This window comes from Oryzomonas japonica (assembly GCF_008802365.1).
GTDB classification, from domain to species: domain Bacteria; phylum Desulfobacterota; class Desulfuromonadia; order Geobacterales; family Pseudopelobacteraceae; genus Oryzomonas; species Oryzomonas japonica.
This window is the reverse complement of sequence record NZ_VZQZ01000006.1, coordinates 26,356-41,376: the sequence shown is the minus strand read 5'-3', so window position 1 is coordinate 41,376 and position 15,021 is coordinate 26,356. Positions and strand designations below refer to the sequence as shown.

At 61.4% G+C, this 15,021-nt stretch carries 17 protein-coding genes; 7 read left to right on the top strand and 10 right to left on the bottom strand.

Annotated elements, in window-relative coordinates; all coding sequences use genetic code 11:
* Window positions 1–3: 3 nt before the first annotated feature.
* From F6V25_RS10455 to F6V25_RS10445, 3 genes are all read right to left on the bottom strand, one after another.
* Window positions 4–1,083 carry an alpha/beta hydrolase gene (locus F6V25_RS10455; protein WP_151128525.1) on the bottom strand — a complete coding sequence of 360 codons (1,080 nt, stop codon included), beginning with the start codon at window positions 1,081–1,083 and terminating at the stop codon, window positions 4–6.
* A 178-nt stretch (window positions 1,084–1,261) separates the two neighbouring features.
* The gene (locus F6V25_RS10450; RefSeq protein WP_151128524.1) at window positions 1,262–3,658 is read right to left on the bottom strand and encodes a glycosyltransferase; all 2,397 of its coding nucleotides are present in this window, start codon (window positions 3,656–3,658) and stop codon (window positions 1,262–1,264) included.
* Window positions 3,655–4,089, bottom strand: a complete 435-nt coding sequence (locus F6V25_RS10445; protein ID WP_151128523.1) for a hypothetical protein — start codon at window positions 4,087–4,089, stop codon at window positions 3,655–3,657. The genes F6V25_RS10450 and F6V25_RS10445 overlap by 4 nt, the downstream gene beginning before the upstream one ends.
* 67 nt (window positions 4,090–4,156) lie before the next feature.
* Here F6V25_RS10445 and F6V25_RS10440 point away from each other — a divergent pair, with 67 nt between their 5' ends.
* From F6V25_RS10440 to F6V25_RS10415, 6 genes are read left to right on the top strand one after another with little or no spacing between them, the layout of a single operon-like run.
* Window positions 4,157–4,468 carry a DUF2325 domain-containing protein gene (locus tag F6V25_RS10440; protein ID WP_151128522.1) on the top strand — a complete coding sequence of 104 codons (312 nt, stop codon included), beginning with the start codon at window positions 4,157–4,159 and terminating at the stop codon, window positions 4,466–4,468.
* Entirely contained in the window at window positions 4,461–5,315 is an 855-nt protein-coding gene (locus F6V25_RS10435) for a transporter (protein ID WP_246167025.1), read from the top strand. Before F6V25_RS10440 ends, F6V25_RS10435 begins: the two co-directional genes overlap by 8 nt.
* Window positions 5,316–5,373: 58 nt before the next feature.
* Window positions 5,374–5,631 (top strand): FeoA family protein, encoded by a 258-nt coding sequence (locus tag F6V25_RS10430; RefSeq protein WP_151128521.1) that lies wholly within the window; start codon window positions 5,374–5,376, stop codon window positions 5,629–5,631.
* A 3-nt stretch (window positions 5,632–5,634) separates the two neighbouring features.
* Window positions 5,635–5,865, top strand: coding sequence for a FeoA family protein (locus tag F6V25_RS10425; protein WP_151128520.1), 231 nt, complete (start codon window positions 5,635–5,637; stop codon window positions 5,863–5,865).
* Complete coding sequence (feoB, locus tag F6V25_RS10420; RefSeq protein ID WP_151128519.1) at window positions 5,862–8,075, top strand: ferrous iron transport protein B; 2,214 nt, start codon at window positions 5,862–5,864, stop codon at window positions 8,073–8,075. The genes F6V25_RS10425 and feoB overlap by 4 nt, the downstream gene beginning before the upstream one ends.
* 1 nt (window position 8,076) lies before the next feature.
* Window positions 8,077–8,205, top strand: coding sequence for a FeoB-associated Cys-rich membrane protein (locus F6V25_RS10415; RefSeq protein ID WP_151128518.1), 129 nt, complete (start codon window positions 8,077–8,079; stop codon window positions 8,203–8,205).
* Window positions 8,206–8,379: 174 nt separating this feature from the next.
* On the opposite strand, the gene F6V25_RS10410 is transcribed toward F6V25_RS10415, so the two are convergent.
* From F6V25_RS10410 to F6V25_RS10390, 5 genes are all read right to left on the bottom strand, one after another.
* Window positions 8,380–9,423, bottom strand: coding sequence for a cytochrome-c peroxidase (locus tag F6V25_RS10410; protein ID WP_151128517.1), 1,044 nt, complete (start codon window positions 9,421–9,423; stop codon window positions 8,380–8,382).
* Window positions 9,424–9,592: 169 nt separating this feature from the next.
* Entirely contained in the window at window positions 9,593–10,165 is a 573-nt protein-coding gene (gene rbr, locus F6V25_RS10405) for a rubrerythrin (protein WP_151128516.1), read from the bottom strand.
* A 134-nt stretch (window positions 10,166–10,299) separates the two neighbouring features.
* The gene (locus F6V25_RS10400; protein ID WP_191965539.1) at window positions 10,300–10,674 is read right to left on the bottom strand and encodes a Fur family transcriptional regulator; all 375 of its coding nucleotides are present in this window, start codon (window positions 10,672–10,674) and stop codon (window positions 10,300–10,302) included.
* A 205-nt stretch (window positions 10,675–10,879) separates the two neighbouring features.
* A complete protein-coding gene (locus F6V25_RS10395; RefSeq protein ID WP_246167024.1) occupies window positions 10,880–11,851 on the bottom strand; it encodes a diacylglycerol/lipid kinase family protein in 972 nt (323 codons plus the stop codon).
* Between the two features lie 85 nt (window positions 11,852–11,936).
* On the bottom strand, window positions 11,937–12,122 hold the full coding sequence (locus tag F6V25_RS10390) for a hypothetical protein (protein ID WP_151128514.1): 186 nt from the start codon (window positions 12,120–12,122) through the stop codon (window positions 11,937–11,939).
* Between the two features lie 178 nt (window positions 12,123–12,300).
* On the opposite strand from F6V25_RS10390, the gene F6V25_RS10385 reads away from it, so the two are divergent.
* Entirely contained in the window at window positions 12,301–12,498 is a 198-nt protein-coding gene (locus F6V25_RS10385; protein WP_151128513.1) for a hypothetical protein, read from the top strand.
* A gap of 87 nt (window positions 12,499–12,585) precedes the next feature.
* On the opposite strand, the gene F6V25_RS10380 is transcribed toward F6V25_RS10385, so the two are convergent.
* Together F6V25_RS10380 and F6V25_RS10375 are read right to left on the bottom strand one after the other, a co-directional pair.
* Entirely contained in the window at window positions 12,586–13,920 is a 1,335-nt protein-coding gene (locus F6V25_RS10380) for a DUF512 domain-containing protein (RefSeq protein ID WP_151128512.1), read from the bottom strand.
* The gene (locus F6V25_RS10375; protein WP_246167023.1) at window positions 13,920–15,008 is read right to left on the bottom strand and encodes an AI-2E family transporter; all 1,089 of its coding nucleotides are present in this window, start codon (window positions 15,006–15,008) and stop codon (window positions 13,920–13,922) included. The genes F6V25_RS10380 and F6V25_RS10375 overlap by 1 nt, the downstream gene beginning before the upstream one ends.
* Between the last annotated feature and the right edge of the window lie 13 nt (window positions 15,009–15,021).

Below are 15,021 nucleotides of genomic sequence, written 5' to 3'. Positions count from 1 at the left end.
GGGTCAGATCGCCATCTGGAGCAGCGGCGCCGAAAGCTTGCTGTACCAGCTTTCCAAGAGGGGGTTGTAAGCGTCGTGGTGAAAGATCATGGAGGCGTGGGGCACATTGTCCCCTTCATTCTTTGATATGACCTTTTTCACCCGGCAGTTGGGAAACAGCTTGGTGTAGCGTCTTGAATCGGCAAAAAGGGCGAGGGTCGGCGACAATGGCACCAGGATATCGCCTTCGTTTTCCGCCATGAGCGCCAGAACCGGACCGGCGAAGACCGAGCCGTCAAACTCGGGGAATTGAAGCTCCCGCAGCGCCTTGACCCGCTCGTACCCTCCCAGGGCCGAGGTATGGGCCAGCACGTCCATGATCTTGCGGCGAATCGCCAGGTGCTTACTGCTCAACACACGGTTTTCGGCCCCGGCGGCGAACAGGGCCTGGAAACAGCGGCGGGAGCGTTCCACCTGTTTTTCCAACTCGTCCCGTTTGGCCGGGTCGGCGGTGATGATCTTCTGCAGGCTGCTCTCCAGGAAACGGATACCGTCCCGCTTCTCCCCCTTGGGGCGAATCAGGTCGTCGGTGCAGATCACCGGGCTGATCAGGAGCAGGCCGCGGATTTTCTCATGAATCTGCTCGTCGGCCTGCCGGAGAAAATCCACCAGCAGCCCCGACCCGAAGCTGACACTCATGATCAACGGCTTGTTGCCCCCGGCATGGATATCGTCGATCAGGTCGGACAGTTGGGCGGAAAACATCTCTGCCGAGAAGCCGTTACGGGGATAGTTGAAATAGTAGATGCTGCCGTATCTGCGCAACAGCGGGCGTTGGAACTCTATCGTCTCCGTGGAGTCCGGCACGAAACCGGCGACCACGATGGTCGGCATGGACCCGGCCCCCCTTTCCCGGAACAGTTGGCACCGGACGCTGTGCATGCTGCGGACGTTCCTCATCAGACGGAACTCGCGGTGGCGATCCCGCGGGGCGTAGGGTTTGATGGCCATGGAGCGCATGAAACCATGGGCCATGGTTGCTGCCGAAACAAGTACGGGATTGGTCTCTTTTGTCGGGCCGATTTTCAACGAAACGGGTTTCATGTCGCCTCCTGGTCTTCGTGCAAGCTTGTGCCAGTAAAGCATGGCGACGTTACGCGCGGGCGGCGAATGGGAAACAGTTGGTGGAGGATCTGTTGCAGTCGTGAAAAAAGCGCCGGGACCATGACTTCGGTCCCGGCATAACATGGGGGGAACTACTGGTGCAGCACTCTATCTACGGTTAGGCCGCCCGGCCGCTCTGGAGGATGGTACTGTAAGCGTCGCCACTGTCGGGGGCCCTGAGCAGGGTAAAACTACGGGCATTGTGACTCATCTCGGCCAGTACCGCCCGGTTGTTGAGGAAATACCTGATAGCGGCAGCCAGCTCCGCCCCGCTGCCGGCACTGAAGATCATGCCGGTTTCGCCGTCGGCCATCAACTCTTTCGGGCCCCCGGCATCGGACACGATCACCGGCAAACCGGAGGATTGGGCTTCCAGGACCACATTGCCGAAGGTATCGGTAGCGCTGGGGAAGACGAACAGGTCGGCCGAGGCGTACCCATTCTGTAATTCCTCTCCCGCCAGGTAGCCGGTGAAGAAGGCCGGATACCCTTTCAGACGCTCCTCCATCTCCTGGCGATACGGCCCATCGCCGACGACCACCAGGGATGCGTCGAAACCGGAGTCGATCAGTTCGCCGAACGTCTCCGCCAAAAGCTCCAAGGACTTCTCCCGCGATACCCGTCCCACGTACAGGAGCCTGATACCCTCCGGGATGCCCCGTCTGGTCCAAAAATCCGCACTCCGTCTGACCGGGGTGAACTGCTCCGTATCCACCCAGCGCGGCAGCGGTTTCATTTTTTCCTCCGCCAGGCCGCGGGAGAGGAGTTGCTGCCGGGTCCCGTTGGACGGTACCATGACCTCCTCCATCTGGCTGTAGAACCAGATCATGTAGCTCCAGGCGGCCTGCTCCAGGAATTCGTCGTTGGTCAGGCTGCGCACATACTGGGGAATGTCGGTGTGATAGGTGCCGGCCACCGGGATGTCCATGATGCGGGCGATCAAAAGGCCCAAAAGGCCAACGGTTCCAGGGGTGCTGATATGGATGCGGGTGAAGCCCCCCTGCTCGATGTAATCCATGACGTCCAGGATCGGCGGGAAGGAAAATTTCAGTTCAGGGTATTCAGGCAGCACGAAATCACCCACCGATTCGAAGCGCTTGACCCCCTCCGGGAGCGGCGCATCGGCATTCCCGGCGGTGATCACCGTCAACTCCACCCCACGGTTTCTGGCGGTCTGGATCAGGCGGTGGATGGTGATGGCCACCCCGTTGATCTCGTCCAGGGTATCGGTGAACAGGGCGATCTTCTCTCCGTCACCGTCGCCGGCATCGGGAAAGGTCTCCTTGAGGCCGCGCATGATATCCTTGCCCTTGTGCTGGTGATGGAAGGCCAGGTAGTAGGGGGTCACCAGCAGGTGCACCAGGCCGATGGTGCTGAGGGTGGTGACGTAATCGAAGAACCCGGCGGAGAGCGGCAGCGACATCAGACGGTTGGTATAGATGTAGATCATCCGGTTGGCCAGATAGCTGGTCACGGCGAAGATGGTGCGGTTCTGGTCGGCTCCCTTGAGGGATGCCAGGAAAACGCTGTCGTTGAGCAGCACCCGGGCCTCCCGGTCCAGAATTTCCTCGAAGCTGCGGCTCCGGTGGCTCCGGGACTCGGGAATGTTCTTCAGGATGAACAGCCGGAGCTTTTCCACGAACGATTCCCGGGCCGACCCCACATTGAAGAAGCGGTTCAGCAGGGCGCTGATGAAGGGGGTCGAACTGCGGCGGCGGTCGCCGAAACGCTCCCGGTAGAAGCTGTGGGCGATGCCGTACATGCTGTGGGCCATGGTCAGGGGGCCGCCATTATCCCCCTCAGGTCGGCTCTGCCTCGCTTTTACAGCCTCGATGAAGCTGTCCACGCTGTCGGCGCCCTCCGCGGCCGTGTGAGCGCGACTGATGAACAGGCCGCCGTGGTCGTCCGAGCCCCCCACCATCCCTTTGATCCAGGGGGTAGGGCCGTAGGGACGGATATCGTGCCGGTTGGCGAGCCGCTCCAGGATTTCCGGGTCGAGGCTGGTGACGATCTGTTCGGTAAAGGCGTTGAACCGCCGTGCCCGGCAGCCGTTTCTTACCTCGAAGGTGGTGAAGAGCACCAGGGACTTCTCGATGATGGCGGTGATCAGTTTGTCGTTCTGGGCGTAGAGCGGATGGGCCAGGAAGTGGGCCACCCCTTCCTGGTGGAGGTAGGCGACCATCTCGTAGATGTTCCTGCGCAGTTCCATGATCTGGCGGAACTGGGCCTCGGTGATGTGCAGCACCACCACGTGGATCTTGCAGCCGCTCTCCGGGAAGTAGGCGGTGATCTCCGAGCTGACGAACGCACCGGGCAGGTGGGCGATCTCCAGGGCGCCGTTGATGCTGTTGTGATCGCTGATGGTGACGAAATCCATCCCCCGGCTCCGGGCGGTCTGGTAGAGATACTCGGGCGAGGTATAGCTTTCGGGGCAGTTGAACTTGCGCATGGCCCAATAGGTGGGCTTGTTGGAGTGACTCGAATGGACGTGCAGGTCTGCTTTGTAGGTTCTCATGGCTGCGATCCTAGCAGGCAATGATTACAAACATGTGAAGGCTCTGCAATAAGTATGTTGCTGTTCAGGGCGTGGTACGGCAGGGGCATTTTTTCAGTGCCTGTTTTTTTATCCTTGACAGCCAGAATGCCGATCGATATATTGATTTCAGTTTTCAATATCATAAACAAGATCGCCAGCAGCGCCAACGACCCACACCAGAGGAAACGGCAGACATGACCCATCGCATCGACAGGCCGGCATACACGACTGTACGAACGTATGAGGACCGTTGTTGTCAACCGGGCGTGCCGGCCACAGGAATGCCTCGACAGCGAACGGCCACCGGCGGCGGGATGTTCTCCGCCATCGCAGCCAACGACTTCCGCAGCCCCCATCTCACCGACAAAAATCAGAACCGTTAAGCGTACCATGTGCACCATGAAGGGCATAGCTGTCCCTTTTTTGCCAAACTATTGATAATGAATATCAATACCTTGTTTTAAGAAGGAGATAACCATGAGTGTCGTGCTGATCGGCGGGATGGACCGCCTGGAGCCACAGTATCTGCGGGAGGCCGAGAGGGCCGGCGTGGAGCTGAACGTGTTCACCACCGCCCAAAACGGCATCGCCGCGAAACTGAAACATGCCGATGCCGTGGTGATCTTCACCAACAAGGTCTCCCATCGGGCGAAAAACGAGGCTATGACAGCGGCGCGCGCCAACGATATCCCGGTTTTCATGCACCACGCTTGCGGGGTCTGCACGCTCCGCGAGTGTTTGAAATGTATGCATATCATCAATCACACAGGGGGAAGGAACGATGTCTGAGACCATCACCACAGGGGAAAAGGAACGCACCACGGGGAGAACCATGCGGCGGGGGATCACGGCGGCACTGCTGGCGGGCATGGTAACTCTGGGAGCGACCCCGTCCTTTGCCGGGCCGCCGCTTGTCACGGACGACACCGGAACCGTCCTGCCGGGCAGTGCCGAAATGGAGTTGAACGGCGGCTACGCCTACGACAAGGAGTCGGATAATGGGAGCACCACACGCAGCGAGGTCTTCGACGGCGAAATGAAGATCACCACCGGCATCACCAAGGATCTGGGCGTGTCCCTGGCAGTGCCCTATCTCTTCAGCGAACGGGTCAGGGAAGATGGCCAACTGGCCGGGATCAGCGACGGTTTCGGCGACATGGCCCTGGAGTTGAAGTACCGTTTCTTCGAGCGCGATGGTTTGAGCCTTGCCGGCAAGCCGACCATCCTGCTGCCGACCGGCAAATACCGCGCCGGACTCTCGGACGGCCGTTGGGGCTTTGGCGGCGCACTCATCGCCACCAAAGAGTTCGCCGAGGGAAAGTATCTGCTCCATGCCAACCTGGGCTATGAGCACCACAGTTTCCGCACCGACATCCAGAGAGACGAGAACCGCTCCGACCTCTGGTCCGGCTCCCTGGCCGCCGAGGTGCAGGTCATGAAGGGGCTGACGCTGATGACCGACTTCGGTGTAGCCACGACCCGGGAGAGGTCAACCAGCGAACTGTGCAGCTACGGCCTGGTCGGGGCCCGGTACGAGGTCTCCCAGTTTCTGGATGTGAACGCCGGCGTCAAGGTCGGGCTCACCAAACCGGAGGATGATCTGGCCCTGCTCTACGGGGTGGTGCTCAAGTTTTAAAAAGCGGGTAGTCGTCCGCTCCCCCGGCGGGAACGGGCGAGGAAAGGGAGTTATGCAGATGATGCCATTGGGACTGATGGGCCCCGGGGAACGGGGCGAGATCGTCGAGGTGGGGCAAGGCACGCCGGAGTGCGGCGGATGCCGCTGCAAAGAGGAACGCAAGCCGGGAGACGTGCGGGTGGAAGACATGGGGCTCAGGGTCGGCAAGCAGGTGGAGATGCTGAACAACAGCAGTAACCTGGTGCTGTTGAAGGTGGACGAATCACGGATTGCCATTGATCGCGGCGTGGCTATGAAAATAAAGATACGGAGGTAGGGGATGCATCTGGCGATGATGAAACCGGGGCAGCAGGGGAAGATTGTTCACATCGGGACGGCCGTCGGCCCCATAAAGCGGCGGCTGATGGACATGGGAGTACTGGCCGGCGAGCCGGTCAGGGTGGAAAAGGTGGCCCCTCTGGGGGACCCGATCGAGGTGACCATCAAGGGGTATAACCTCTCGTTGCGCAAGAAGGAGGCGGAAGGGATCGAAGTGGAGGTGACGCCATGACGGAGCAGACACCGCACACCGCCAACGACGCAGTTTCGTCCGCAGCGCCACGCCCCCTGGTGGTGGCCGTGGCGGGCAACCCCAACGTGGGCAAGTCCACGCTGATCAACGCCATTGCCGGCACGCGGCTCCAGGTGGGCAATTGGCCCGGCGTGACCGTGGAAAAGAAGGAGGCCCTGTTCGAACACAACGGCCGGAAGATTCGGCTGGTGGACCTGCCCGGCACCTACTCCCTCTCCCCCTACACCCAGGAGGAGATCATTGCCCGGGATTACCTGGTGAAACTGCGGCCCGACCTGATCGTCAACGTGGTGGACGCCACCAACCTGGAGCGCAACCTGTACCTGACGGTGCAGCTCATGGAGTTGGGCATCCCGGTGGTCATGGCCCTGAACATCTACGACGAGGCCGAGGCCAAGGGGTACCGTTTCAACCTCCACGGCATCGAGACGATGCTGGGGGTTGGCGTGGTCCCCACCTCGGCCACCCGGAGGAGCGGCCTGACGGAACTGTTGGACAAGGTGCTGGAGACGGCCGCGCAACCGGCCGACCACGCCCCGCGCATCCTCAACTACGGCGACGACGTCGAGACCGCCGTGGCGCTGCTGGGTGATACGCTGCGCCGGGAGCATCCCGCCCTGTTCGCGTTGTACCCTGAACGCTGGCTGCTGCTCAGACTCATGGAAGGAGACGAACGGCTGCGCCAGGAGATCAACTTGGCCCAGGACGCCCTGCCGGAGGAGATCTTCCACCACCTGCGCCGGGGGCATGGCGAAGACCTGGAGGCGCTCATGGCCGACGCCCGCTATTCCCAGGCCGCCGGACTGGCCCGGGAGGTGCTCTTCAAGAAGGAGGAGCGCCGGGTCGAGATGACCGAGCGGATCGACCGGGTGGTGCTCAACCGCTTTCTCGGCATCCCGATCTTCCTGGCAGCCATGTGGCTGGTGTTCAAGCTGACCTTCGACCTCTCCAAGCCCTTTGGCGACTGGATCAACGACATGGCCGGCGGCCCTTTCAAACACTGGACGACGGTCCTTTTGGGGCTGGTGGGCGCCCCGGACTGGACGGTTTCCCTGGCCACCGAAGGGGTCATCTCCGGGGTCGGCTTCGTGCTGGTGTTCGTCCCGGTCATCTTCATGATGATGTTCTTCATCACCTTCCTGGAGGGGAGCGGTTACATGGCGCGCGCCGCCTTTGTCATGGACCGGGCCATGCACGCCATGGGACTCCACGGCAAATCGTTCATACCGCTTCTGCTCGGCTTCGGCTGCAACGTACCCGGCATCTACGCCACCCGGACCCTGGAAAACCCACGGGACAAGGTGTTGACCGCCCTCCTGATCCCGCTCATGTCCTGCGGGGCAAGGCTGCCGGTCTACGTACTCTTTGTGGGGGCCTTCTTCCCCAACAATCCGGGCACGGTGATCTGGTCCCTGTACGTACTGGGCATCGCCCTGGCCATCGTCATGGGCGTGTTCTTCAAGCGCACCCTCTTCCGGGGCGAGGCCCCCATGTTCATCATGGAGTTGCCCCCCTACCGGATGCCCTCCTTCACCAGCCTCTGCCTGCACACCTGGGAGAAGGGGAAACATTTCCTCATCAAGGCCGGTACCTACATCCTGGCGGTCTCCATCTTTGTCTGGTTCCTCCTGAACCTCCCCTGGGGGGTGGAGCACAAGAAGGATTCCTACCTGGGACAGGCCGGGCAGGTGATGGCCCCGGTCCTGAGCCCCCTGGGATTCGGCACCTGGCAGGCGGCCTCATCCCTGATCACCGGCGTCATCGCCAAGGAGATCGTGGTCGGCACCATGGGCGAGATCTATGCCCCCAAGAAGGGGGAGCAGAAAAAACCCGAGGCAAGTTTCGGAGAAGACCTACAGGAGATTGCCGTCTCTTTTGGCAAGGCGGTCAAGGAATCCGCCTCCAATGTGGTCTCCACCTTCGGCGTCTCCAGCCTGGCGGCGGACGAGAAGGAGGACCGGGGTCCGCTGAAGGCCACGATTCAGCAGACCTTCACGCCGCTTTCCGCCTATGCCTTCATGGTGTTCGTCCTGCTCTACATGCCGTGCGTGGTGGTCGCCATCGCCATGCGCCAGGAGTTCGGCTCGTGGAAATGGTTCGGGGTGGCCTTTGCCTACCAGAGCGCGTTGGCCTGGGGCATGGCGATGATCGTCTACCAGGGTGGGCAACTCCTGGGATGGGGGGTGTGACATGGGAGCATTCGATATCGTGCTGATGATCGTCATACTGGCCGGCGCTGCCTGGCTGCTCTACCGCTCCCTCTGGAAGAAAAAGGGGCATTGCCCCGGTTGCGACGGCGGCGGTTGCGGCGACAAGTGAGAGCGGATGGAAGGCTGCCCGGCGGTGGGTTGCGGACGAATTCTTCCGGGAACTGCGAGCCCACAACCACGCCCTGGCAGCCATCTACCGCAGGAACGACACTATCTTCGGGTAAGCTAAATGCCCCTGTTTCTGCACCGGTAACGGGCAGAAACAGGGGAAACAGGGAAGGCGCTACAGCGTGGGGTGAGGTGTTACATCGGTACTGGCCGGTAACAGCGGATAGACGATCTTGGGCTGCTTGCCGGTCAGGCTGCCAAGAAACGCGACAATGGCGCTGCTTTCCTCATCGCTGAGTTGGATGCCGAATTGGGCCGAACCCATGACGTCAACCGCCTCTTTCAGGCTCCAGACCACGCCGGAGTGAAAATAGGGGGCCGTGATGGCCACGTTGCGCAACGAAGGTGCCCGGAAGACGTACTCATCCGCCGAGGTATTGGTGACGGCAAACCGCCCCTTATCCTTCCGCGGCATGATATTCTCGGCCGGCTTGGCCACCACGCCGAAGGGAAAATAACCGGAACCGCCCAGATTGAGGCCACCGTGGCAGGCAACACATCCCTTGTCGATGAAGAGCTTGAGCCCGGCGGTTTCCCTGGCGCCCAGGGCTTTGCGGTTTCCCTTGAGGTAGCGGTCAAAGGGGGCATCCGGCGTGACCAGGCTCGCCTCGAAGACCTCGATTGCCCGGGCCATGTTGTCGAAGGTCAGCGGCTCCTTTTCACCGGGGAAGGCTTTTTTGAAGAGTTTGACGTACTCGGGGATGCTGCTCAGGGTCTGCAACACCAGTGCAGGTGTGTTGTTCATCTCCACCGAGGCTTGCACCGGCCCCTTGGCCTGCTCGGCCAGGTCCTTGGCACGGCCGTCCCAGAACTGGGCAATATTGTAGGCGGAGTTGAGGACGGTCGGGGCGTTACGCGGCCCCTTCTGCCAGCCGTGGCCGGTGGAGGTCACCTGGAGGTCGGCGCCGCCCAATCCCGCATTATGGCAGGTGTTGCAACTGATGAGCTGGGACCGGGACAGGCGTGGATCAAAGTAAAGCTTGGCCCCCAGTTCAACTTTGGCAGGCGTGGCCGGATTGCCCTTCAGAACCGGCGGTTTGGCCGGGATCGGCTTGAAGAGGGCTTTGGCGCGGGCCTGAAGATCATCTGCGGCAGCGGACTGGCCGGCGACGGCGGCCAGCGACAGCACGAAAGCAAGCGACAGACAAATTCGTTTCATGGGCATTCCTCCTTGAGTTTGGGATAAGACGTCCAATCCGACTACCGTGACAGCCCCCTCACAGAGGCGCACAGTCCACGTCAAAAGCAGCCGCCCACCGGCTTGATAACAACACGTCCGGCAGCTTCTTCGCGTCCCTTGCGCCTCGGTGAGGGGTTCTTCTGGTCGGTCAGTAGTTCTCGGCCAGCAGCTCGAAATGGGCCTTGGGGTGGGCACAGGCGGGGCACAGTTCCAGGGCGGCAGGTCCTTCGTGGAGGTAACCGCAGTTACGGCATCTCCAGACCACCGGCTCGTCCCGCCGGAAGACCCGGTCGTTCTCGATATTGGCCTGGAGGGCCCTGAAACGTTTTTCATGCTGTTTTTCGGCGACGGCGATGGCCGTGAACACGGCGGCCAGCACCGGGAAGCCTTCTTCCTTGGCGATGGCGGCGAATTCCGGGTACATCTCCGTCTGTTCGTGGTGCTCTCCTTGGGCCGAGGCCAGCAGGTTTTCCGCGGTAGTCCCGACCACGCCGGCCGGAAATGCGGCAGTGATCTCCACATCGCCCCCCTCCAGAAATTTGAACAGCCGCTTGGCATGTTCCCTCTCCTGGTTGGCCGTTTCTTCGAAGATCTCGGCAATCTGCACGTAGCCGTCCTTCTTCGCCTGTGCGGCAAAATAGGTGTAACGGTTGCGGGCCTGGCTCTCGCCGGCGAATGCGGTGAGGATGTTTTTCTCGGTGCGGGTTCCTTTTAATGACATCTGTTCGGTTCCTTTCTGTGGTTGGGGTGAGTCCCTTCGAGGAAATGCCGCAGGCAATTTCAACGTGATGGGACGGTACAAAGAGCTTGGTGGCAAACAGGAACGATTCCTGCCTGTTCGATAAAAAAAACTTGCTAGGGCTTACGGCACTGCTTGCACAGCCCGTAGTACTCAAAACGCATATCGTGGGGGGCAAAGCCGGTGTGCTGTTCCACCACCTCGGGCGGCACGGGAACGGCGTCGGTAAAGTCCTCGATCCTTCCGCAGTTGGTGCAGATCAGGTTGAGGTGGTTGGCCGTATCCATATCGTAACGGTTGTCCATGGTCTCGAACTCCAGTTCCTTGATCAGCCGGTGTTTCTTGAGCAGAGCCAGGGTATAGTACACGGTGGACAGGCTTATGTTGGGATATTTCTCCCGCGCCGTTTTAAAGATGGTCAGGGCGGACGGATGACTCTTGTCGCGGGTAAGCACGCTTATGACCTCAAGGCGCTGGGAGGTCAGTTTCAACCCCTTTTCCCTGAGTCCCTGGATGATGTTTTTTTTGATCTGTTCCCGTTTGATGGCGCGCTCCTAATCAGGAATCATTCCTGACAAAAAACAATACGTCCTTGCGGGACGTCTGTCAAGAATCAAAATGAACGGGGCCCGTTAGGCGCAACGGGAGTGGTGCCGACAGGGCCGGTGAAAGACGCCCCAACCGAGGATACAACGGCTACAGAATAAGCCGGGCAAAATCGGCCACCGCCGTGATCCGCGCCGGACCGTGCCCGACGAAATCCCCATCGAGCTGGATCGGCTTTGCTCCACGCAGTTCGATCTCCGTGGCGGTGAGCCAGGTAAGAGCCGCATCCTGCAGCGGCTGTCCCAGGAAGAGGTTGCGGATAATCGCCAGGTATCCCCTCCGATGGTTGCTCGTGACGCAGGCGATCTCAAAACCGGGGCGGAACAGGTCGCTGTCGGGCGAGAGCCTGAAGTTCCCCCCATAGCGCGCGGCGTTGCACACTACCGCCGTGTGGCAGAGACAAAGCTTCCCGTCCGCGACGATCTCCTGCATGCCCCGATCCCACCCAAGCGCCGCCCTGAACGCCGACAGGGCGTAGGCCCCCTGCTTCAGCACCCGTTTTTCCCCCGCCCTGACCCCGCCCACCACGGCGCCGTCCAGTCCGCTGCCCGCCATGAGTGCGAAATAGCGGCGACCCGCTTCGAACTCCAGGAGCCCCACCGAGAGCGGCCCGGTCTTGCCCGCGCAGATCCGCGCGATGCCGTCCTCAAGGGAGGTGATCCCCAGTTCGGCGGCCAGGACATTGGACGTGCCCAGGGGGAGCACCGCCAGGGTCGCCGGTCCGGGGCCGAGCCCGTTCAAGACGGCGTTGAAGGTGCCGTCTCCGGCGGCCACGATGATGAAGGGATGTTCGCGTACCCGGCGGATGGCCTGGCAACAGGGGAGCGCCTCGGAGGGGTTCCTGACCGGATGGATGACGGGGGGCAGACCGGCTCGTTTGAGGCTGTCAACCACCCGCGCAATGAGTCTGCGGCTGAAGCTGCCGGAATCGGGGTTAATGATCAGGAAAGGGGTGGTATGCATGGGTCTGGACGTTTCGCTGCCGGCCGGTGCGGCGGACAGCATACCTTTGGCAGAGTGAGAATCCCCCCGGAGACGGCACCCCGACCGGATGTCGCCCATGGGGTTGTTCCTGCATGATACCAAAGTCGCAGGTTATATCCAGACTTTAAATAGATTTGCGGGGTACGCCCGGTAATCTGCTGTTTCAGCAGAGACCCGCAGCGATGGAGTTGTCGATAACCACGCCCTGCGGGCTGTCGGCCAGACTCATGGGGCGGTGGCAGGCGCCGCAGTAGGCGCCGGCGTGCAGCCGCGCCCAGAGGACAAGGTTTTCCGTGTCGCACCAATCGCAGCACCAGTAGTAATAGTCTTCATCGGGTCGAATTTTCATGGCGAGTCTCCTTTGCATGTTTATAACAACCTACATACATGCGGATTGTTACGAGCAGGTGGAGAAAAGATAACAGGTGGGCAATTTTCACGGCTTGTCAGGCCGGGCAAAAGCAGAACTTGCGAAGAGCCACCCAAGGGGGATAAAATATATCATGGAAAGAGAAAGGGGGAAGGCCATGAAAACGAACCAATACGATCAGGTCTGCTACTGGACCGAGCAGCGCGAAGAACACGTTCCCCTCCGCAACCTGAAAAACGGGCAGCTCGGATACTCGTTCGGTTGCACCTACGAAGGTGAAACCGTTCAGGTACGACTTGAAAACGGTGAACTGGATTCGTGGGAGCGCAAGGAATGCGCCGAGGTCACCCACTGAACACCTGGTAACGATCATCCCAAAGGCCTGCCGCACGGCAGGCCTTTTTCGCGGGCGCACTCCCCGCGGACGTGTTGCTGGCAAAGGTCAGGGAGATGCTGGCGCAGAGTTGCCTGCACCCAAGCGGGCCATCTGCCGGAGCGCCCGGTAGCAGCCACGGGGCGTGCCGTCGAAGGTGAGCACCGGGCGGCCGAGGCGCCCCTGCAACTCCTCCAGGGGCACATCGTCCAGAAACAGCCCCTCCCCCTCCTTGAGCATCACGTCCGGCACCAGAAGCCCCACACCGATATCCCCCCCCTCAAGCGCCGCCATGATGTCGTTACCCGCCACCAGGCCGCTGACCGTCACGCTTTCTCCGAACAGGCGGTTTTTCACCGCCAGCGGTACGATCCGGGCGCCGGTCCGCTCCTCCAACCCGGCCAGGAAGGCCCCCACGAAGCCCACGGCCGAGACGCCGGTCACCACCGTGACCCGCAGGTTGCCCACCGGCCGGGCCGTTCGCAGCACCTGTGCGGCGTCCCGCTGGAACAGAGGCACCATGCCGACCCCGTTCTCTATCTGGGGGAGGTCGCCGTACTCCCGCAGCGGGGGGAACGGAACGCCTCCCTTGAGGTAAAATTCGTCGGCCAGGAAGAGAAACGGCTCGCCCAGGCGTTTTTTCAGGGCCTTGGCCCGCGGTCCCCAGGTAGTTACGAAGGCCCGGGCATAGTCGGTGTCCACCGGTGTGAGTTGCGGCAGGCGCCCCCGGTGACGGGTCAACCCCAACGGCACGACGGCCAGGGATTGCACCGCAGGGTAGAGTCCCGCCAGATCGTCGACGGTCCGCTCCAACTCACGACCATCGTTGAGGCCGGGGCAGAGCACCACCTGGGTGTGCATGCTGATGCGCGCGGCGGCCAACTCCCGCAACTGGTCGAGGATGGGGGGGATGCCCGGCCGGCCCAGCAACTGTTCGCGCAACACCGGGTTGGTGGCATGGACGGAGATGTACAGGGGCGATAGGCGCTGGTCGATGATGCGGGCCAGTTCCGGAGCCTTCAGGTTGGCCAGGGTGACGTAATTGCCGTTGAGGAAGGAGAGGCGGTAGTCCTCGTCCTTGACGTAGAGCGGCTTGCGCAGCCCGCGGGGGAGCTGATGGACAAAGCAGAAAACGCAGTTGTTGCGGCACCGGGCCGGTTCCGGGGCCGGGAAGGTGAGCCCCAACGGCTCCCCCGGCTCCCGCTCGATCTCCAGCTCCCAGACCTCGCCGTCCGGCTTGGCGACCTCCAGCAGCAACTCGTCGTCGGCGGCGGTGTGGTAGCTGTAATCGATGATATCCCGCAGGGGATGATTATTGACCGCCAGTAGCCGGTCCCCCGGCTCCACCCCCATCTCCTCGCAGATAGAGCCGAGTGTGACCGTTTCAACAATAAGCCCGTTCATCATTGCCCCCGGTAGAAGTCGGATTCGCGATACCAAGCGGCCAGGGAGCGCAGGAATACCTGCAGCACGGCGGTGGCCGGCACGGCCAGCAGCATCCCCATGAGGCCGAACATCTCCCCGCCGATCAAGAGCGCAATGATGGCCACCAGGGGGTGCAGACCAACCGTGTTCCCCACCACCTTGGGGGTGATGATCGCCCCCTCCAGGGTCTGGACCAGGCCGAACCACCCCAGGCAGAGCAGGGGATGGAGGATATCGTGGAATTTGAGCAGCGCCATGACGACCGACAGACAGATGCCGATGATGGTGCCCACATAGGGGATAATGAAGGTGATACCGGCCAGGGTGCCGATGGCGATGGCCAGGTCGATGCCGATGAAATACAGGCCGACGCTGTAGAGCACCGCCAGGATGGCGCAGACCGAAAGCTGGCCCCGGATGAACCCGCCCAGCACCGTGTCGATTTCCCCAAGCTTTGCGTTGTAGGCCCGGTGGTGGCGCTCGGGGACAAACGACTGGACGAACGCCTTCAACCGGGGCAGGTCGGCCAGCAGGTAGAAGAGATAGACCGGGATAATGAAATAGCCCAACAATGCCAGGATGAGCGCGACCGTGGAAGAAAACGCCTCCCGCAGGAGATTCAAGAGCGGCTTGGCGATGTCCGGTGCAACGCTTCGGGCCTGGGCCAGGGCATCATTCAGGCGCAGTGAGAGCTTGGCCGGGGTTTCGACCCCCAGGTAGGATTTGACCGCCGCCGGGGTGATCTCGTAGAGGTGCTGGGCATAGGCGGGCAGATTGAGTTGCATGTTGGAGAACTCGCTGCCGAGGGAGACTACGAAGAACACGGCGATGCCGGCGCAGATAACCAGCGCGGTGGTGAAGACGACCAGGATGCTGGGGATGCGCCCTACCCCCTTCCGCTCCAGGAATATCACCGCCGGGTTGAGCATGTAGGCCAGGGCAAAGGCGATGAACAGTTGCAGGAATACGGAGGACGAAAAGTAGAGGATGACCGCAGCCAGGGCCGCGAGGGACAGGGCCGTTGCGAGAAGGAGCTTTGTACTCTTGTTCATGGGAACCTGATTCATACTACCGTCTCCG